Source organism: Acinetobacter sp. FY731, assembly GCF_059515905.1.
Window position 1 is genome coordinate 44027 of record NZ_JCAKNB010000011.1, and the last position, 19997, is coordinate 64023.

The 19997-nt window shown below is 39.0% G+C and carries 13 protein-coding genes, 2 tRNA genes and 3 rRNA genes; 12 read left to right on the forward strand and 6 right to left on the reverse strand.

Annotated elements, in window-relative coordinates:
- Positions 1 to 100 precede the first annotated feature (100 nt).
- Positions 101 to 1387 (forward strand): lytic murein transglycosylase, encoded by a 1287-nt coding sequence (locus AC5YC8_RS12265; protein WP_496164722.1) that lies wholly within the window; start codon positions 101 to 103, stop codon positions 1385 to 1387.
- A 50-nt stretch (positions 1388 to 1437) separates the two neighbouring features.
- On the opposite strand, the gene AC5YC8_RS12270 is transcribed toward AC5YC8_RS12265, so the two are convergent.
- Both AC5YC8_RS12270 and gltS read right to left on the reverse strand, forming a co-directional pair.
- The gene (locus tag AC5YC8_RS12270; RefSeq protein ID WP_496119027.1) at positions 1438 to 1815 is read right to left on the reverse strand and encodes a hypothetical protein; all 378 of its coding nucleotides are present in this window, start codon (positions 1813 to 1815) and stop codon (positions 1438 to 1440) included.
- A gap of 203 nt (positions 1816 to 2018) precedes the next feature.
- On the reverse strand, positions 2019 to 3224 hold the full coding sequence (gltS, locus tag AC5YC8_RS12275; RefSeq protein ID WP_496164723.1) for a sodium/glutamate symporter: 1206 nt from the start codon (positions 3222 to 3224) through the stop codon (positions 2019 to 2021).
- A 252-nt stretch (positions 3225 to 3476) separates the two neighbouring features.
- Here gltS and AC5YC8_RS12280 point away from each other — a divergent pair, with 252 nt between their 5' ends.
- From AC5YC8_RS12280 to AC5YC8_RS12290, 3 genes are all read left to right on the forward strand, one after another.
- Positions 3477 to 4346 (forward strand): LysR family transcriptional regulator, encoded by an 870-nt coding sequence (locus tag AC5YC8_RS12280; RefSeq protein WP_496119031.1) that lies wholly within the window; start codon positions 3477 to 3479, stop codon positions 4344 to 4346.
- Between the two features lie 88 nt (positions 4347 to 4434).
- On the forward strand, positions 4435 to 5676 hold the full coding sequence (locus AC5YC8_RS12285) for a D-amino acid dehydrogenase (RefSeq protein WP_496164724.1): 1242 nt from the start codon (positions 4435 to 4437) through the stop codon (positions 5674 to 5676).
- Position 5677: 1 nt separating this feature from the next.
- Entirely contained in the window at positions 5678 to 6037 is a 360-nt protein-coding gene (locus AC5YC8_RS12290; RefSeq protein WP_152875490.1) for a RidA family protein, read from the forward strand.
- A gap of 42 nt (positions 6038 to 6079) precedes the next feature.
- Here AC5YC8_RS12290 and AC5YC8_RS12295 read toward each other — a convergent pair whose 3' ends face one another.
- From AC5YC8_RS12295 to AC5YC8_RS12310, 4 genes are all read right to left on the reverse strand, one after another.
- A complete protein-coding gene (locus tag AC5YC8_RS12295; RefSeq protein ID WP_496164728.1) occupies positions 6080 to 6853 on the reverse strand; it encodes a matrixin family metalloprotease in 774 nt (257 codons plus the stop codon).
- A 248-nt stretch (positions 6854 to 7101) separates the two neighbouring features.
- The gene (gene dnaK / locus AC5YC8_RS12300) at positions 7102 to 9033 is read right to left on the reverse strand and encodes a molecular chaperone DnaK (RefSeq protein ID WP_496119042.1); all 1932 of its coding nucleotides are present in this window, start codon (positions 9031 to 9033) and stop codon (positions 7102 to 7104) included.
- 122 nt (positions 9034 to 9155) lie between these two features.
- Entirely contained in the window at positions 9156 to 9695 is a 540-nt protein-coding gene (gene grpE, locus AC5YC8_RS12305; protein WP_496119044.1) for a nucleotide exchange factor GrpE, read from the reverse strand.
- Positions 9696 to 9873: 178 nt separating this feature from the next.
- Positions 9874 to 10752 carry a LysR family transcriptional regulator gene (locus AC5YC8_RS12310; RefSeq protein WP_496119046.1) on the reverse strand — a complete coding sequence of 293 codons (879 nt, stop codon included), beginning with the start codon at positions 10750 to 10752 and terminating at the stop codon, positions 9874 to 9876.
- Positions 10753 to 10862: 110 nt separating this feature from the next.
- Here AC5YC8_RS12310 and AC5YC8_RS12315 point away from each other — a divergent pair, with 110 nt between their 5' ends.
- The 8 genes from AC5YC8_RS12315 to rrf all read left to right on the forward strand — a co-directional run bounded on the left by AC5YC8_RS12315 (position 10863) and on the right by rrf (position 19988).
- Positions 10863 to 11723 carry an MBL fold metallo-hydrolase gene (locus tag AC5YC8_RS12315; protein ID WP_496164725.1) on the forward strand — a complete coding sequence of 287 codons (861 nt, stop codon included), beginning with the start codon at positions 10863 to 10865 and terminating at the stop codon, positions 11721 to 11723.
- A gap of 624 nt (positions 11724 to 12347) precedes the next feature.
- A complete protein-coding gene (locus AC5YC8_RS12320; RefSeq protein ID WP_496164726.1) occupies positions 12348 to 13391 on the forward strand; it encodes an alpha/beta hydrolase in 1044 nt (347 codons plus the stop codon).
- Between the two features lie 247 nt (positions 13392 to 13638).
- A complete protein-coding gene (locus tag AC5YC8_RS12325; RefSeq protein ID WP_496119049.1) occupies positions 13639 to 14202 on the forward strand; it encodes a peptidylprolyl isomerase in 564 nt (187 codons plus the stop codon).
- A gap of 437 nt (positions 14203 to 14639) precedes the next feature.
- Positions 14640 to 16177: ribosomal RNA gene (locus AC5YC8_RS12330) — 16S ribosomal RNA — on the forward strand.
- Between the two features lie 61 nt (positions 16178 to 16238).
- Positions 16239 to 16315 (forward strand) — tRNA-Ile (locus AC5YC8_RS12335).
- A 60-nt stretch (positions 16316 to 16375) separates the two neighbouring features.
- A tRNA-Ala gene (locus tag AC5YC8_RS12340) sits at positions 16376 to 16451 on the forward strand.
- A 336-nt stretch (positions 16452 to 16787) separates the two neighbouring features.
- Positions 16788 to 19678 (forward strand): 23S ribosomal RNA (locus AC5YC8_RS12345).
- A 195-nt stretch (positions 19679 to 19873) separates the two neighbouring features.
- Positions 19874 to 19988 (forward strand): 5S ribosomal RNA (rrf, locus tag AC5YC8_RS12350).
- The 16S, 23S and 5S rRNA genes sit together here with 2 tRNA genes alongside, the layout of an rRNA operon.
- Positions 19989 to 19997: the final 9 nt, after the last annotated feature.

Consider the following 19997-nt stretch of genomic DNA (forward strand, 5'->3'; position numbering starts at 1 on the left):
GGAGAAAAATGAATTTAAATTTACGATTTACTCATGTTCTTTCATCTTGTTAGTGGTATGTTTAGGTCATAATTTAAATTCAAAAATGCATCGGGATAATATGCGTAATATTGCTTTTCTTTTTGGTTCTGCTTTATTCCTCACAACGCAAGTTCAGGCTGAATTGATCATTAATGGTCAAACAGTTCCAGTGAATATGGCTGGGCAAAATACTTTGGCTTCTAATACGCCAAGTCCATTTCAAATCTGTATTTCAAAGTTAAAAAGTCAGGCAATCAATTCTGGCGTTTCTAGTTTTACCTTTGATCGTTATACGCAAAATTTAACGCCAGATTATTCCGTTATTGATAAATTGAATTATCAGCCAGAATTCTCTACGCCTATTTGGGATTATTTATCGGGTTTGGTTGATGTTGAACGTGTTGAGCTTGGAAAAATACAACTTCGCCAGAATCAAGATGTATTAAAGAAAGTTTCAGCGACTTATGGTGTGCCAGCCGAAACTGTTGTTGCTGTTTGGGGTGTTGAAAGTAACTATGGCAATATTTCTGGGAATTATGATCTATTGCAGGCTTTAGGTACTTTGAGTTGTGAAGGACGTAGACAAAGCTTTTTCCGTGGTGAGTTTTTTGCAGCTATGAGAATTCTCCAACGTGGTGACTTAACACAAGATCAACTAAAAGGTTCATGGGCAGGTGCATTTGGTCATACGCAATTTATGCCATCTACTTATGAAGAACTTGCAGTAGATTTTGATGGTGATGGTCGACGTGATTTAGTTTCAAGTACAGCAGATGCTTTAGCCTCTACAGCAAACTTCTTGAAAAAAAGAGGATGGCAAACAGGGCAGCCATGGGGCTTTGAAGTTCAAATTCCAGAAGGAATGTCAATTTCTGGTGAAGGTCGTCGTAATAAAAAGCCATTGTCTTCTTGGGTGGAAAGAGGTGTTGTACGAGCAGATGGTACGCCTTTAATTCAAGGTAATTTAACAGAACTTTCACAAGCAGGTTTAATGTCACCAGCTGGTGTAAATGGACCAACATTCTTAGTCTTTAAAAATTTTGATGCCATTTATAGTTATAACGCCGCTGAGAGTTATGCGCTTGCGATTGCACATTTATCTGACAGATTTCAAGGCTCTCATGGTTTTGTAAAAGATTGGCCAACAGATGATGCTGGTACATCAAGAAGAGAACGCCGTGAAATTCAGGCATATTTACTTAGCCGTGGTTATTCTATTGGCGAGGTAGATGGTTTAATTGGTGATAAAACGCGTCAGGCAATTCGTCAGGAGCAAGTACGTTTTGGTTTAAGCCCAACAGGTAGAGCAGGGCAATTAATTTTGCGTGCAATTCGTGATGAAAATGCAAAAAATATGATGAAATAGAAATATAAAAAAGGTCTGCATTTGCAGACCTTTTTTATTGTATGACAATGTTAAATTGTCGCATACGGATCAATTTTTACCGCTTCCAATAAGTCGAAAACAGCCGATGTGATATCAATGCTTAAATTACGATTATTGAAAATTTCATACGCTGTAATTGTAACGTCAGTATCGCTTGGGAGTAAGCGTTGTTCTTCTTCAATTAAGTCATTAATTGGTATAAGAGTTTGTTTAATTTCAAGGTGTAAGACATCTTTAAATTCGATGTTATCATCATCTAATTCAAGAAGTTGTTTATTGAAATAAGGCAATAAAATTGAATGAAGATATGGCTGAAGGTCAATAATATCAAATAGTTCAATATCACGTGTTTCTTCAATTGTACTGATATGGTCATTCACTTCTAAAATAATATGATAGTAACTCACAGTTTTTCCTCCAAGCAAACTATTCATACAATAGCATGAATCGCATTCATCAAGGGAAGATCGTTAGTTTCTCTTATTTTTAAAATAAATTTAAAGCCTTGAATAGTGTTAATAGAACGGTTTTAGGAATGTTATTCAATACAAAAAAGCCCTATTAAAATAGGGCTTTTTTGTATTGAAAATGCTTAATTTGAACTAAAAAATCAGGTGATTTTTTCAATAATGCTAATGAAGAATTTGATCGAAATACTGTTTGAGATATCAATAATAAATCCACCAACCATCGGTACAATAAGGAAAGCTTTATGTGATGGTCCAAAGGTTTTTGTTACGGTTTGCATATTTGCAATGGCTGTAGGTGTTGCTCCCATACCAAAACCACAATGTCCGGCACTAATAACAACGGCATCATAATCTTTACCCATTAATTTAAAGGTAATAAAGCATGCGAATAAAGCCATAACAATTGTTTGTACAATAATGATTAAGAGTACAGGTCCTGCCATATTTGCCAATTGACTGAAGTTTAAAGACATAAGTGCAATTGCTAAATAAATAGAAAGAGATGTGCTACCAAGAACATCAATTGTTGGTTCAACCACTTCTTTTTTGAATAAATGATTAAGGATGTTACGTAAAAAGATACCTACAAATAAACACCATACAAAAGTAGGTAAGTAGAATGCGCTATCTTTGAGTAAATCGCCAAGATAACTTCCGACCACAATACAAGTAATGAGCATGAAAATAGTTTCGATAACATTTTTTGTATTAATTTCTCGTGTAACTTTTGGTGCTTCGAAAGCATTTTCAATCGTATTTTTTTGTTCTTCAGTTGTTTTAGGAACTTTTACTTTTTTAATAAGATGACGAGCAATTGGTCCACCCATTAAACCGCCAATTACTAGACCTAATGTTGCACATGCCATTGCTAGTTCTAAAGCACCAGTGACACCATATTTTTGCTCTAGAATTGGTCCCCAAGCACCAGCATTACCATGCCCGCCAGAGAGCGTAATAGAACCTGCAATTAAGCCCATAAAAGGATCTTGGTTCAATAGCATAGCCATTGTAATACCCACAATATTTTGCGTAATAATGAGTATGGTTACAACGAAGATTAGAATTAGTAAGGGTTTTCCACCTTTGACTAGTTTTGCAAAGTCTGAGCTTAAACCAATCGCAGAGAAAAAGGTAATCATCAATAGGCTTTGCAATGATGTGTCAAATTTAAAGGTATAGCTTGTTGTTTTTTGGACAAAGAATAAGGCGATTGCAACGATAAATCCACCTACAACAGCTTCGGGGATGTGGTTGTTGCGTAAAAATTTTGAGTGCTTCACTGCAAGCATGCCGAGCGCTAATGCGACGCAAGCCATCAACAATGTGAGGTTTGTACTTACGATCATTTGTGTCCCTTTAAATGTTATAGATGGTGATACACCTAAAATTAGATTTTTCAGGTTCGTATTAATATCTATGGGTTTACATACTACTGATGAGTTACCAAGCTAATCTTAAATTCACTATTAATTTGTTCATATCTGAACGAATAGGTTTTTTAATTAGTTGCTGAAAATGACGCCAATTTACAAGGGTTTATTGACTTTAAGTAATGAATTCTAATAGATTACCTATAACCATAAGTTATGTGCACTATCATGAATCTCAGACACTTAGAAATGTTCTATGCAGTGATGCTTTTTGGATCGCTTACTGAAGCAGCATCTTCGCTATGTATATCACAGCCTGCGGCAAGTAAACTCCTCAAATATGCAGAGCAACGTCTTGGTTTTGCACTATTTAAGCGCGTAAAAGGAAAATTACAACCCACCAAAGAAGCTTACATTTTGTATGAAGAAATTAAGCCAATTTATGAAAAAATTAATGAGTTAAATAAGCTCACCAACAATTTGGCAAAGAATACACAAGGTCAAATTACATTGGGTTGTTTACCGAGTTTGGGGTTGAGTCTAATACCAAAGTTGACTGCGCAATTTTTAAAAAAATATCCAGGTGTTTTTGTAAATATCGGAACAGATCATACGCAAGCATTAGAACAAAAATTATTACAACGAGAAATTGATATAGCTGTAACATTTCAGCCGCATACTCAACATGGCATTATTGCAACGCCTATTTTAGAAATACCGCTTGTTTATATTGATTCTTACCCTGTTAGGTCTAGTCAAGATATTCACTCTATTGATGAAAGTAGATGGATTCAGCCAGATGCAGATTCATTAATGCAGGTGGTAAAACAATATAGAACATTTAATAAAAGTATTGTGAATGTCCAAACCTATTACATGGCAAGTGAGTTGGTGCGGCAAGGTATAGGGTGCAGTATTACTGATATTTATACGGCAGCCTATTCATTACCTAAAGAGATGATTCATGAAATGAAACCTCGTATGTATACCACTATTTATATTCTTAGAAATGCCAATGTGAGTACCACGAAAGCAACAGAAGACTTTATTGAATTGATTAAATCTGAAATTGGATTAATTACACCAGCAGTTAACTAAAAGTTATGACCACTACCTAAAAACTCATTTGTTAAAGCATAGTTGATCTTCTTTAATGGATACGTTTTGGAATATATAGCATGGAACCATGAAAAAGCATGTAGCCGTAATTGGTGGTGGTGTAGTTGGATTAAGTACAGCCTATGCACTTATTAAAGCTGGTCATAAAGTTACAATCATTGAAGCCAAAGATCAGGTTGGTAGCCAAACAAGTTTTGCAAATGGCGGACAGTTAAGTTACCGCTATGTTGCACCATTGGCTGATGCAGGCGTTCCATTTCAAGCGCTTCAATGGCTTGGAAAAGCACACTCTCCATTAAATTTTAAATTAAATGCTTCACCATTTCAGTGGTCTTGGTTACTTCAATTTTTACTTGCGTGCAATCGAAAAGATAATATTGCCAATGGTAATCATATTTTACGGTTATCACTTTTTAGTCAAAACATCATGTCTGAATGGCGTGATGAAATTGATGATTTTTGCTGGGTAAAATCAGGAAAAATGGTAATCCATCGTGATGAATACGCCTTTAAAAAAGCAGCTTCTGGCATAGATCCTGACGTGCAAAAGGCACTAAATCGTGATGAAACCATTGCGCTTGAGCCATCATTAAAAGGTATTGCTTCAGAATTAGTCGGTTCTATTTATACTCCAGATGATGAAACAGCCGACTGCTATAAATTCTGTTTGGCTTTGTATAAAGAGTTAGAGAAAAGCCAAGATTTTTCATGTTTATATGAACATGAGGTGGTAGATTTTATTGCTGAAAATAACAAAATTAAGGCAATTGAAACCAATAAAGGTCGTTTAGAAGCAGATGACTTTGTGGTTGCTGCGGGTAATGGCAGTACATCTCTATTTAATATGGTTGGAATTTCTGTACCAGTTTATCCGCTAAAAGGTTATAGCTTAACGCTTCCATTCCCTGAACATGACAACGTTGTGCCAAATATGAGCGTAACGGATTATGCTAATAAAATTGTATATGCAAAATTAGGCGATCAATTGCGTATTGCTGCTATGGTGGATATTGGCTATCAAGATGTTTATATCCGTCAAGAGCGTATGGACGCTTTAAAAGAAACGGTGAGAAAAACATTCCCAGATTTGGCAGGGGTAGATATTGCTCAAGAGTGGAGTGGCTTGCGCCCATCTACACCAAAAGGTCCACCAATTTTAGGCGCTACAAAATACGCAAACTTATGGTCAAATGTTGGTCAAGGTAGCTTGGGTTTCACGCTAGCAGCGGGTAGTGCAATGGTGATTACTGGTTTAATTAGCCAATCAAAATCGCCAATTGCTTTAGATGGTTTATCTTTGGAGAAATAAAATGAGTAATGATATTCAACGTATTGGTGCAAATGCACGTTTAGCTGGTTGTGTAGTTCATAACGGCTTGGTTTATGTTTCTGGTCAAGTTCCAACAACTTTAGATGCAGATGCAAAACAACAAACCTTAGAAGTTTTAGCGAAAATTGATGCTTTGTTGGAACAAGCGGGTAGTGATAAAAGCCGTATTTTAACAGCTCAAATTTGGATTAAAAATATTGCTGAAGATTTCACAGCATTTAATGAGTGTTGGGAAGCTTGGTTGCCTGAAGGTGCCGCACCTGCACGTGCCGCTTTACAAGCAGATTTAGCACGTCCTCAAGTATTGGTAGAAGTGATGCTTACAGCAGCAGTAAAATAATTTAAAGTTCCTCTTTATAGCCAACATTTGTGTTGGCTTTTTTTATTCATAATTACGATATTTAAAAAGTGCTAAATCGGCAGGTAATAATCTAAAATTTTGTTGTTCTTGATCTTTCATCATCGGGTGCATTAGTCCTTTAGGATCTTCATGATGTTTTAAACCCAAGGCATGACCAAATTCATGTGCGAGAGTTAAGCGTAAATCATCTTCAGATTGAAACTCAAAAATATTGATATTTCGACCATCAAAATTTCCTTTATCAAATAAATAGGGTTTAAACCTTTGGTTGAAATGTTGAATGGAAAGATTGATATTTTGATTCATGTGATTGAGTTCATTCACGTGTTGATTAAGGACATTAATTTTTTGGTTATACCCTTCAATTTCAAATTTTAAGCTGTCCATTTGATGTGCAAGATATTGTTTTTGTTGGGTAAAGGCTTCTCTTTGTACCACATTGGCACCACCATTTTGATTAATCTGTGCAATTTGTTCGTTGTAATATTGAACTTGGTTGTCGTACTCAATTTTTTTGGCATTGAGTAAGGTGTTGTAGCGGTCTATATCTTTACGAAAGGCTTCAACTTCTTGTTTCTTATTTGCCCATTGCGCTTGATTGGCTTCAATATTTTTTTCAGAAGAAGAGCGAGCAGTGCTTTCTGCTTGGCGCTCATCGTAGTGAAAATTTATCGTTAGTTTTGCCTGAGGATCATAAACAAAAAAATCTTTTCCTGTGCCATTTTTCCAAATTTCAATTGCTTCTTGGCTAAGCTGAATGGCTTTTTCATGACTAATATTAAATCTAGGATCAATTTCTGAATTTTATACCTGAGTCGAGAGTCTGTAGGGTGTAAAACTCTATCAATTGGGCTATTTAATATCACGTGAGGGTGTTTTTTATTTTGAATAATAAAATAGAAAAAAATGAGACTGAAAAAAATCAGAACATAAATACGCATTTTAAAAATCAAAGAGTTATTTGAAGAATAATGTAGCTTAATTAGATGAATTTGAGAATAAAAAAACCGCGCTTTCGCGCGGTCTTTTATTAAAGTGACAAATTATTTTTTGTCATCTTTAACTTCTTTGAACTCAGCATCTACAACGCCATCATCAGCTTTTTGAGCTTCGCCACCGAATGCATTCGGATCAAAACCTTCAGCACCGCCTTGACCTTGTGCTGCTTCATAAGCACGTTGGCTAATAGGCATGATAATGTTTTGAAGCGCTTCAGTTTTCGCTTTAATGTCTTCTACATCATTTTCTTTTGTAGAAGCTTCAAGTTCAGCTACAGCAGTTTCGATTGCAGTTTTTTCGTCTGCAGTTACTTGCTCGCCAAGATCTTTAACTGCTTTTTGAGCAGAAGATACAAGCGCATCAGCTTCGTTACGTGCTTTCGCTAATTCTTCGAATTTACGATCTTCTTCAGCATTCGCTTCAGCATCTTTGATCATCGCTTCGATTTCAGCATCAGACAAACCTGAGTTTGCTTTAATCTGGATCGATTGCTCTTTACCAGTGCTCTTGTCTTTTGCAGATACTTTCAAGATACCATCAGCGTTGATATCGAAAGATACTTCAATTTGTGGCACACCACGTGGAGCAGGTGGGATATCGCCTAATTGGAAGTTACCTAACAATTTGTTTTGCTGAGCCATTTTACGTTCACCTTGGAACACAGAAATGTCTACAGCAGGTTGGTTGTCAGCAGCAGTTGAGAATACTTGAGATTTCTTCGCAGGAATCGTCGTGTTTTTCTCGATAATTGCAGTTAACACGCCACCCATAGTTTCGATACCAAGAGTAAGCGGCGTTACGTCAAGAAGAAGTACGTCAGTTTTGTCACCTGAAAGTACCGCACCTTGAATCGCAGCACCCATTGCTACAGCTTCATCAGGGTTCACGTCTTTACGTGGTTCTTTACCGAAGAATTCTTGAACCTTCTGTTGAACCATTGGCATACGTGATTGACCACCAACCAAAATTACGTCAGAGATGTCAGAAGTCGAAAGACCAGCATCTTTAAGCGCAATACGGCAAGGCTCAATTGTACGAGCAACTAAGTCAGCAACTAAACCTTCTAATTTTGCACGTGTTACGTTGATCACTAAGTGTTTAGGACCAGTCGCATCGGCAGTGATGTACGGAAGGTTGATTTCAGTTGCGTTAGAAGAAGAAAGCTCGATTTTCGCTTTTTCAGCAGCTTCTTTTAAACGTTGAAGTGCAAGAGGATCTTGTTTCAAGTTTACGCTTTGCTCTTTCTTGAATTCTTCTACAAGGAATTCAATTAACGCGTTATCGAAGTCTTCACCACCAAGGAATGTGTCACCGTTTGTAGATAACACTTCAATTTGTTGGTCGCCATCAAGGTCAGCAATTTCAATAATTGAAACGTCGAATGTACCACCACCAAGATCGTATACAGCGATTTTACGGTCGCCTTCTTTCTTGTCCATACCAAATGCAAGTGCAGCAGCAGTTGGTTCGTTGATGATACGTTTAACTTCTAAACCTGCAATTTTACCCGCATCTTTAGTTGCTTGACGTTGTGCATCGTTGAAGTAAGCAGGAACAGTAATAACTGCTTCAGTTACTGCTTCACCTAAGTAATCTTCAGCTGTTTTCTTCATCTTTTTCAAGATTTCAGCAGAGATTTGTTGTGGAGCAAGTTTCTTATCGTTTACATCAACCCAAGCATCGCCATTGTCTGCTTTGATGATTTTGTAAGGTACAAGACCAATATCTTTTTGAACTGCTTGGTCTTGATACTTACGACCAATTAAACGCTTGATTGCGAATAATGTGTTTTTAGGGTTAGTTACTGCTTGACGTTTAGCAGATTGACCAACAAGAATTTCGCCATCTTTATACGCAATAATAGATGGAGTTGTGCGTGCGCCTTCAGCGTTTTCAATTACTTTAACTGTGTCGCCTTCAAGTACTGCTACGCAAGAGTTTGTAGTACCTAAGTCAATACCAATGATTTTAGCCATTTGGATGTTTCCTCTGAATTTCTTTTACAATGTTTTCGCTTGTTATCCGATATGAGAGCCGTTCAATTTTTTTCAAGTATTTTTTTCAAAAAAAATTAAAAAAACTCCCGAATTTTTAGGTCTTATGCGCCAACTAATACCATTGCTGGGCGTAATAAACGACCTTTTAAGGTGTAGCCTTTTTGCAGTACAGTACCAATTTCATTTGCTTTTGCTTCAGGTGAAATACCGACTGCTTGATGGAAATCTGCATTAAAGCCATTAGCTGTATCTACAATTACAACACCAAACTTTTCTAAAGTTGTAAGGAGTGATTTAAGCGTAAGCTCTACACCTTCAGATAAACCAGATTTTTCTTCGCCTGCCGCAGCAATGGCGCGTTCTAGGTTATCTACAGAATCTAATAATTCTTTAGCGAATTTCTCAAGCACAGTATCTTTATGCTTTTCAGATTCACGTTGAATACGTTCAACACTTTTTTGCGCTTCGTAAACTGCATTTGCAGTACGTGCTTTTTCAAGTTTTAAGCTTTCTTCTAAGTTGGTGATTTGAGCTTGTAAATCTTCAACTGAAACTTCAGCTTGCTCATTTTCAGCTTGAGTTTGCTGTTCTGCTTGCTCTTGTTGAAGTTCTTGAGCTTCTTGATTTTGATCAGTCGCCATTGATTTACTCCGTTTAAATGGGTTCTTAAACATGTACAGTCCTTTTTAGGCGTCAGATTGAACTCTGTTCCTACTGAACGGCCATGCGTTTGTTAAATGTCATGATTAATACAGAAATCGGGGCGAGCTAGAAAAATTCAAGCGATATGAATAATTAAATTTTTTAATTTTCTAAATTTTAACTATTTTTGAGATGATTAATCACAAAGGTAATAAATTCTTGTGTCTTTTTAGGCAGATGTCGACGAGAGGAATACACAGCAGAAAGCATCATTTGTGGGGCTTCATAATCCGTTAGTAGGGAAGTTAATGTTTTATTTTCTAAATCTTCTTTCACGATTGCGTAAGGTAGCATGGCAATGCCCATTTTGTTTCGACACATTAGATACAATGCATGTGCGTCATTACTTTGAGCAACAATATTAATAGGGTAGTTTTGAGGTTCTTTTTGCTGTGTGGAAAGTGTCCATGTATTTTGCATGTTGTGATGGCTAATACACTGATATTGAATGAGCTGATCTGGATGTGTAATTTGCGGTAAAGCTTGTAAATATTCAGGATGAGCACACAAGACAGAATGAATTTGCAGTAAAGGTCGTGCAATTAAACTATCTGAAACTTTTGCTGTAATTCGAAAAGCAACATCAATTTGAGATTCTACTAAATCTAAGGTTTCTTCTGTAATTAAAATATCAAATTGTATATTTGAGTAGCATTGCTGGAATTTTTGAATTGCTTCGGATAAACCATTTTCTAAAATAAATAAGCCACAGGTTAAACGAATTGTACCTGTATATTGTTCTTCTAATGAAAGCTCTTTAAGAAGTTGTTGCTGTTGCAAAATATTTTGACAATATAGAAGTGCCTTTTCACCTGCGCTGGTTAAGGAAATATTTCGAGTACTTCGATGAAATAAACGTGTTGAAAAGTGGTTTTCTAAATGTTCTAAATATCGAGAAACCATTGCGCGTGAATAACCCAATTGATCTGCTGCTTTGGTTAAACTGCCATTTTTTTCAATACATACAAAAACTTGTATTGCTTTTAATGTGTCCATAATGATTCTTATTGTTGCAATTTATGCAATATTCTATCTTAAAAAAGCGTATTTATTGAACATGATCTGTAATTTAAAGTATGTTTATTAAATATAGAGATCGACAAAAAATGAAATCTTTAAAAACAACAGCAATAGCCTTAACAACGCTTGCATTTGGTATTCAAACGGCAATGGCACAAGATCTAAAAATCAAAAATTATATTGCTGCTCCCGAACACTTTGGTGTGACTTCAACGCTCATTGAGGGGGATAAAGATGCTATTTTAGTCAATGCACAATTTTCAAAATCTGAAGCATTGCGTATTGCTGCGGATATTCTAGATTCAGGTAAAAATTTAAAAACAATTTTTGTGAGTTATGGTGATCCAGACTTTTATTTTGCTTTAGATGTATTTAAAACATATTTTCCGAATGTTCAAATTGTTGCAACACCTGAAACAGTGAAACATATTCAGTCTACTTATAAATTGAAAATGGACTACTGGGCACCACAAATGGGTGCAAATGCACCAAGTAAAATTTATGTACCAGAAATTTATACGGCTAAAACATTAAAACTTGAAGATGCTAATATTGAAATTAAAGGCAAAAATGAACTGACTTATTTGTGGATTCCACAACAAAAAGCAGTTGTGGGAGGTATTCCTGTAACTTCAGGCTCTCATTTGTGGATGGCAGATTCTGCAACAAAACAAGATCGTGAAACTGTAGCAACAACATTAAAAGATATCAAAAAGCTGAATCCTGAAATTATTGTTCCTGCACATACATTGGTAAATGCCCCTCAAAATTTAGCAGCTGTGAATTTTTCATTGGATTATTTAGCTCAATATGAAAAAGCTGTGAAATCATCAAAAAATTCAGCGGAACTCATTGCCCAAATGAAGCAGAAATATCCTGAATTGGCAGGCGATTCAAATCTTGAGCTAGGTGCAAAAGTAGTAAAAGGTGAAATGAAGTGGCCTTAAATTTTTGATTATCAAAAGAAAGGTAGATATTGATCGTAATAGTTAATAAATATAATGAAATATATCGTTTTTACGGAATGATTTTTCATCATTATTATGTATCACAGATACAGTAACTATATTTTGAAGAGAGAGCTGAGTATAGTTGCTGTAACCAAATAACAGTTTTAGCTGATCATCTTTATGGTCAGTTTTTTTTTAAACACATATTAATAGTTAAAAGATATTAAGAGTTATAAATTATATATTTCTAATTTTCTCTAAAATTGCATATTATTTGTTCAGATACATAGCGCTGTATGTTTCTTCTTTTATTTCTTTTTCAAGGCTTACCCCTCCTATGGGTGAGCCTTTTTTTATACTTTTACATGAACGCACTTTATTGTTGAGAAATAGAAAGTGCTGACATGAACGTTGATCTCTCCCAAAAATAACCCTGAAGATAATTTTTATCTTCAGGGTTATTTTATTTGGGCTTTAAAGCTTTTAGTTATTATTTTCTTGGAATCTCATTTTTATTGTGACGATATAAGCTGTTTAGTTGATGTGTAGGTGATATAAATACATAAAAGCTGTGTCTTAAAGGTGATAGTTTTGTCTATTTATTCAAGAATAAAAAATAAAATGGAAAAGGGGCAGGGTTTTGCAGCAAGACTCTTAAATAAAGTTCCTAGCAATATTCAAGATACTCTAGCCAAAGCATTATCGTATCCTTATCAATATCCAAATCTTGATCCTTTTATAAAAAGTATGATGGCGGCTCAGCTTAAACAAGGAAAGATTGGTTTCATTGGTGCAGATGTTGAAGCTTCAAGAATGGCTTTTGAATCACAAATGTATTCAATTGCTACTCAGCCAACGTTTGTTAAACAGGTAGAAACAATTCAACTTCCTTTAACAGGTGGAGAGATACAAGCTCGACATTATCATCCTGCACCAAATCAAAAGTTGCCACTTATTATTTTTTATCATGGGGGTGGTTTTGTTGTAGGAAGTATAAATACACACGATGAAGCTTGCCGATTATTAGCAGTCCATGCAAATGCCCAAATTATAAGTGTGAATTATCCACTTGCACCAGAAGCGAGTCCTAGGCAATTAATTCAAAGTTGTGAAGAAGCATTGATTTGGATTTATGAAAATAAAGCTCGTTTTAACATATTAAATAATCGCATTGCTGTTGCAGGTGATAGTGCGGGTGGAAATATAGCGACAGTTGTCGCTCAAAGAACAAAACTTGAAGCCTATGCACCAGAAGCACAACTTCTTATTTATCCAACGGTAGATTTTAAAAACCGTCATCCATCATTTTTTTCTTATAAAGAGGGTTTAGTTTTAACGGAGTCAGATATTGAACATGTTACTCAATTTTATGTAGAACAACATGGTTTTGAATTGGATGATCCTTTGGTTTCTCCTATTCATGGAGATGTAAATAATATTGCACCAGCTTACATATTTTCAGCAGGGCATGATGTTTTACATGATGAAGCGATAATCTATGTTCATAAGTTGCAGCAAAAAGGTATAAATGTTGCATATATGGATTATCAAGACCAAACACATGGTTTTATAAATTTAACATTTATCTCTACACGAGCGAAAAACATTACTATTGAGATTGCGAAAAACTTTAGATGGTTTTGGGATCAACAACAGAAACTATAAATTGCTCAAAAGTTGTTCCACGTGAAACAGCGATTAAACAAAATAATTTATTCACTACATCGTTTGTTTAAAGGGAGCGAATCTAGGGATTTTTGACTTATTATTTTTCTAGTCTAAAAGTAGAAATATATGCTTCTGTTATTATAGCGTAAACTTTCAACAAATTTAGTATTTAAAAGCAGATGTATTACTACAAATGCGCATGATGCGTTATGAATGAAATAGATCTGAGGATTATAGGTATCAAATGTTAAAGCAAATTATTCTGGCGATGACAATGGGTGTCGCAAGTATTGGCGTAATGGCAGCAAATACTATTATAGAAATGAAAACATCTTTAGGCGTTATAGAGATTGAGCTTTATGACGATAAAGCACCTGTCACAGTAGAAAACTTTAACCACTATATAAAGAGTGACTTTTATAACGGAACTATTTTCCATCGCGTAATTCCTGAATTTATGATTCAGGGTGGTGGAATGACTAAAGACCTCCAGGAAAAAGAAACAGCAAATACAATTTTGAATGAATCTAGCAATGGCTTATTGAATGAACGTGGCACTATTGCTATGGCACGCCGTAATGATGCAAATTCAGCATCAAGTCAATTCTTCATTAATTTAAAAGATAATGACTTTTTAAACAAATCAGCACGAAATCCAGGATATGCCGTCTTCGGTAAGGTAACGAAAGGGATGGACATTGTAGATAAGATCTCAAAAGTGCCTACTCAGAATAAGCTATCTCATCAAGATGTTCCTGTAAAATCTGTTGAAATTATCAATATGCAGATAAAAGCACCAACAAATTAAAAAATGCATATAAAAATGTGTTTTAATTAAAGTTTAATATTTATGTGAAATATTAATGGGTTAGCTTAGGTTTTGTGTATTTTTGATTCAAAATGGTGCGTAAAAATACAACACTCGTTAAAACAAGAGGTTAAAAGCGCTTGCACGTGTAGGAAATTGCCCTATAATGACCCCATACCGACGAGATAGACGGAAACAAACGAAGCACGAAGTGCTGAGTTGTTAAGTTTATCGAAGTTCAGCTTCTAGCACTGACGAGGTGTTAGAAAGATCATTAAGAGATTATGAAGAACAACTTGTGTGGATTTTTACTGATTGATCAATCGAAATTATTTTCATTGATTTAATGGTAGAAATTACTCGAAGTTTATTTGAGAAATATTTGTCAGAAAATTGATGAGCCAAGATTGGTACCCTTTAAAGGTACTACTGATTTTAAACTGAAGAGTTTGATCATGGCTCAGATTGAACGCTGGCGGCAGGCTTAACACATGCAAGTCGAGCGGGAATAGGTAGCTTGCTACTGATTTCTAGCGGCGGACGGGTGAGTAATGCTTAGGAATCTGCCTATTAGTGGGGGACAACAGTTGGAAACGGCTGCTAATACCGCATACGCCCTACGGGGGAAAGCAGGGGATCTTCGGACCTTGCGCTAATAGATGAGCCTAAGTCAGATTAGCTAGTTGGTGGGGTAAAGGCCTACCAAGGCGACGATCTGTAGCGGGTCTGAGAGGATGATCCGCCACACTGGGACTGAGACACGGCCCAGACTCCTACGGGAGGCAGCAGTGGGGAATATTGGACAATGGGGGGAACCCTGATCCAGCCATGCCGCGTGTGTGAAGAAGGCCTTTTGGTTGTAAAGCACTTTAAGCGAGGAGGAGGAGCTCTAGATTAATACTCTAGATGCTTGGACGTTACTCGCAGAATAAGCACCGGCTAACTCTGTGCCAGCAGCCGCGGTAATACAGAGGGTGCGAGCGTTAATCGGATTTACTGGGCGTAAAGCGTACGTAGGCGGCTTTTTAAGTCGGATGTGAAATCCCTGAGCTTAACTTAGGAATTGCATTCGATACTGGGAAGCTAGAGTATGGGAGAGGATGGTAGAATTCCAGGTGTAGCGGTGAAATGCGTAGAGATCTGGAGGAATACCGATGGCGAAGGCAGCCATCTGGCCTAATACTGACGCTGAGGTACGAAAGCATGGGGAGCAAACAGGATTAGATACCCTGGTAGTCCATGCCGTAAACGATGTCTACTAGCCGTTGGGGCCTTTGAGGCTTTAGTGGCGCAGCTAACGCGATAAGTAGACCGCCTGGGGAGTACGGTCGCAAGACTAAAACTCAAATGAATTGACGGGGGCCCGCACAAGCGGTGGAGCATGTGGTTTAATTCGATGCAACGCGAAGAACCTTACCTGGTCTTGACATAGTAAGAACTTTCCAGAGATGGATTGGTGCCTTCGGGAGCTTACATACAGGTGCTGCATGGCTGTCGTCAGCTCGTGTCGTGAGATGTTGGGTTAAGTCCCGCAACGAGCGCAACCCTTTTCCTTATTTGCCAGCACTTCGGGTGGGAACTTTAAGGATACTGCCAGTGACAAACTGGAGGAAGGCGGGGACGACGTCAAGTCATCATGGCCCTTACGACCAGGGCTACACACGTGCTACAATGGTCGGTACAAAGGGTTGCTACCTCGCGAGAGGATGCTAATCTCAAAAAGCCGATCGTAGTCCGGATCGCAGTCTGCAACTCGACTGCGTGAAGTCGGAATCGCTAGTAATCGCGGATCAGAATGCCGCGGTGAATACGTTCCCGGGCCTTGTACACACCGCCCGTCACACCATGGGAGTTTGTTGCACCAGAAGTAGGTAGTCTAACCGCAAGGAGGACGCTTACCACGGTGTGGCCGACGACTGGGGTGAAGTCGTAACAAGGTAGCCGTAGGGGAACCTGCGGCTGGATCACCTCCTTAACGAAAGATTGACGATTGGTAAGAATCCACAACAAGTTGTTCTTCATGAAGATGTATCTGAGGGTCTGTAGCTCAGTTGGTTAGAGCACACGCTTGATAAGCGTGGGGTCACAAGTTCAAGTCTTGTCAGACCCACCAAATCTGATTACCTAAGCAATTAGTACAGAACACAGAGACATCGAATCTATATGATAAGCTGGGGACTTAGCTTAGTTGGTAGAGCGCCTGCTTTGCACGCAGGAGGTCAGGAGTTCGACTCTCCTAGTCTCCACCATACATTAAGATAAGTTGCTAGATTATAGAATTTAGTAAAAGAGATCGAAGATCTTGTTTATTAAGTTCTGTGATTTATCACAGCGTCTAGACCTGACGAAGGCTAGATTAATCATTAACAGAATATATTTGAGTTGAAATAATTTGTTCATGCTCATTCAATCGAAAGAAAGAATGAGTACTAGCGAAATTAACTGAATCAAGCGTTTTGGTATATGAATCTAATTGAAGCTGTACGGTGCTTAAATGCACAAGACGCCAACTGTATGAGCAAGTCGTAAGACAAGCTCTGTTGCTAACCTAACTTGTAAGGGTTAACGACTGTTTGGGGTTGTATAGTCAAGTAATTAAGTGCATGTGGTGGATGCCTTGGCAGTCAGAGGCGATGAAAGACGTAATAGCCTGCGATAAGCTCCGGGGAGGCGGCAAATATCCTGTGATCCGGAGATTTCTGAATGGGGAAACCCACTTACCATAAGGTAGGTATCATAAACTGAATACATAGGTTTATGAGGCGAACGAGGGGAAGTGAAACATCTCAGTACCCTTAGGAAAAGAAATCAATTGAGATTCCCTCAGTAGCGGCGAGCGAACGGGGAACAGCCCATTAAGTCATATAAGTTCTAGTGGAATGCTCTGGGAAGTGCAACCATAGTGGGTGATAGTCCTGTACACGAAAGGGCTTATATGATGATGTCGAGTAGGGCGAGGCACGTGAAACCTTGTCTGAATATGGGGGGACCATCCTCCAAGGCTAAATACTCCTGACTGACCGATAGTGAACCAGTACCGTGAGGGAAAGGCGAAAAGAACCCCTGTGAGGGGAGTGAAATAGATCCTGAAACCGCATGCATACAAGCAGTGGGAGCCGACTTGTTCGGTGACTGCGTACCTTTTGTATAATGGGTCAGCGACTTATATTCAGTAGCGAGGTTAACCGTATAGGGGAGCCGTAGAGAAATCGAGTCTTAATAGGGCGTTTAGTTGCTGGGTATAGACCCGAAACCGGGTGATCTATCCATGAGCAGGTTGAAGGTTGGGTAACACTAACTGGAGGACCGAACCCACTGTCGTTGAAAAGCCAGGGGATGACTTGTGGATAGGGGTGAAAGGCTAATCAAACTCGGTGATAGCTGGTTCTCCCCGAAAGCTATTTAGGTAGCGCCTCGGACGAATACCATTGGGGGTAGAGCACTGTTTCGGCTAGGGGGTCATCCCGACTTACCAAACCGATGCAAACTCCGAATACCAATGAGTACTATCCGGGAGACAGACTGCGGGTGCTAACGTCCGTAGTCAAGAGGAAAACAATCCAGACCGCCAGCTAAGGCCCCAAAATTATAGTTAAGTGGGAAACGATGTGGGAAGGCATAGACAGCTAGGAGGTTGGCTTAGAAGCAGCCACCCTTTAAAGAAAGCGTAATAGCTCACTAGTCGAGTCGGCCTGCGCGGAAGATGTAACGGGGCTAAAACTATATGCCGAAGCTGCGGATTTGCAATTTATTGCAAGTGGTAGGGGAGCGTTCTGTAAGCCGATGAAGGTGTGTTGAGAAGCATGCTGGAGGTATCAGAAGTGCGAATGCTGACGTGAGTAACGACAATGCGAGTGAAAAACTCGCACGCTGAAAGACCAAGGGTTCCAGTCCAACGTTAATCGGGGCTGGGTGAGTCGACCCCTAAGGCGAGGCCGAGAGGCGTAGTCGATGGGAAATTGGTTAATATTCCAATACTTCAGTGTAATGCGATGAGAGGACGGAGAAGGTTAAGTCAGCCTGGCGTTGGTTGTCCAGGTGGAAGGAAGTAGGCATGCATCTTAGGCAAATCCGGGGTGCTCTATGCTGAGATCTGATAGCAAGCTAGTTTACTAGCGAAGTGGCTGATACCATACTTCCAGGAAAAGTCTCTAAGCTTCAGTTACACTGGAATCGTACCCGAAACCGACACAGGTGGTCAGGTCGAGTAGACCAAAGCGCTTGAGAGAACTCTGCTGAAGGAACTAGGCAAAATGGTACCGTAACTTCGGGAGAAGGTACGCTGTTGACGGTGATGGAACTTGCTTCCTGAGCTATTGACAGCCACAGAAACCAGGCCCCTGCAACTGTTTATTAAAAACATAGCACTCTGCAAACACGAAAGTGGACGTATAGGGTGTGATGCCTGCCCGGTGCTGGAAGGTTAATTGATGGGGTTAGCGTAAGCGAAGCTCTTGATCGAAGCCCCAGTAAACGGCGGCCGTAACTATAACGGTCCTAAGGTAGCGAAATTCCTTGTCGGGTAAGTTCCGACCTGCACGAATGGCATAATGATGGGGGCGCTGTCTCCAGCAGAGACTCAGTGAAATCGAATTCGCCGTGAAGATGCGGTGTACCCGCGGCTAGACGGAAAGACCCCGTGAACCTTTACTGCAGCTTGACATTGAACTTTGATCTTACTTGTGTAGGATAGGTGGGAGGCTTTGAAACCGAGACGCTAGTTTCGGTGGAGCCAATCTTGAAATACCACCCTGGTAATATTGAGGTTCTAACTCTGCTCCATAATCTGGAGCGAGGACCATGTCTGGTGGGTAGTTTGACTGGGGCGGTCTCCTCCTAAAGAGTAACGGAGGAGTACGAAGGTGCGCTCAGCGTGGTCGGAAATCACGCGTAGAGTATAAAGGCAAAAGCGCGCTTAACTGCGAGACCCACAAGTCGAGCAGGTACGAAAGTAGGTCTTAGTGATCCGGTGGTTCTGTATGGAAGGGCCATCGCTCAACGGATAAAAGGTACTCTGGGGATAACAGGCTGATACCGCCCAAGAGTTCATATCGACGGCGGTGTTTGGCACCTCGATGTCGGCTCATCTCATCCTGGGGCTGAAGCAGGTCCCAAGGGTATGGCTGTTCGCCATTTAAAGAGGTACGCGAGCTGGGTTTAGAACGTCGTGAGACAGTTCGGTCCCTATCTACCGTGGGCGTTGGAAATTTGAGAGGATCTGCTCCTAGTACGAGAGGACCAGAGTGGACGAACCTCTGGTGTACCGGTTGTGACGCCAGTCGCATCGCCGGGTAGCTATGTTCGGAAGGGATAACCGCTGAAAGCATCTAAGCGGGAAGCCTACCTCAAGATAAGATTTCCCTAGGAATTTATTCCTCTAAAGAGCCGTTGAAGACTACGACGTTGATAGGTTGGATGTGGAAGCATAGTGATATGTGAAGCTGACCAATACTAATTGCTCGTGAGGCTTGACTATACAACACCCAAACAGTTGTTGTATAAAGCTGAAATCGATTCAAAACCAAACAGTCAACACTGACTGATCTTGATTCAGAATACGCTAGAACTTATACTTTAACTCAAATAATCTGTTAATGAATTCTATTTGGTACGAAGTAAGGCATACATCATTTGATGTAAATAAGACCCGAATAAGTCCATAAACAGTTGTGCTGGCGACAATAGCAAGAGTGAACCACCTGATCCCTTCCCGAACTCAGAAGTGAAACCTCTTAGCGCTGATGGTAGTGTGGGGTTACCCATGTGAGAGTAAGTCATCGCCAGCTCATTAATTC

What these genes read in the sequence shown, in the direction of transcription:
- AC5YC8_RS12265 (WP_496164722.1), top strand. Translation starts at nt 101, where the DNA reads ATGCGTAATATTGCTTTTCTTTTTGGTTCTGCTTTATTCCTCACAACG.
- gltS (WP_496164723.1), bottom strand. Translation starts at nt 3,224, where the DNA reads ATGATCGTAAGTACAAACCTCACATTGTTGATGGCTTGCGTCGCATTA.
- AC5YC8_RS12280 (WP_496119031.1), top strand. Translation starts at nt 3,477, where the DNA reads ATGAATCTCAGACACTTAGAAATGTTCTATGCAGTGATGCTTTTTGGA.
- AC5YC8_RS12285 (WP_496164724.1), top strand. Translation starts at nt 4,435, where the DNA reads ATGAAAAAGCATGTAGCCGTAATTGGTGGTGGTGTAGTTGGATTAAGT.
- AC5YC8_RS12290 (WP_152875490.1), top strand. Translation starts at nt 5,678, where the DNA reads ATGAGTAATGATATTCAACGTATTGGTGCAAATGCACGTTTAGCTGGT.
- dnaK (WP_496119042.1), bottom strand. Translation starts at nt 9,033, where the DNA reads ATGGCTAAAATCATTGGTATTGACTTAGGTACTACAAACTCTTGCGTA.
- grpE (WP_496119044.1), bottom strand. Translation starts at nt 9,695, where the DNA reads ATGGCGACTGATCAAAATCAAGAAGCTCAAGAACTTCAACAAGAGCAA.
- AC5YC8_RS12310 (WP_496119046.1), bottom strand. Translation starts at nt 10,752, where the DNA reads ATGGACACATTAAAAGCAATACAAGTTTTTGTATGTATTGAAAAAAAT.
- AC5YC8_RS12315 (WP_496164725.1), top strand. Translation starts at nt 10,863, where the DNA reads ATGAAATCTTTAAAAACAACAGCAATAGCCTTAACAACGCTTGCATTT.
- AC5YC8_RS12320 (WP_496164726.1), top strand. Translation starts at nt 12,348, where the DNA reads ATGGAAAAGGGGCAGGGTTTTGCAGCAAGACTCTTAAATAAAGTTCCT.
- AC5YC8_RS12325 (WP_496119049.1), top strand. Translation starts at nt 13,639, where the DNA reads ATGTTAAAGCAAATTATTCTGGCGATGACAATGGGTGTCGCAAGTATT.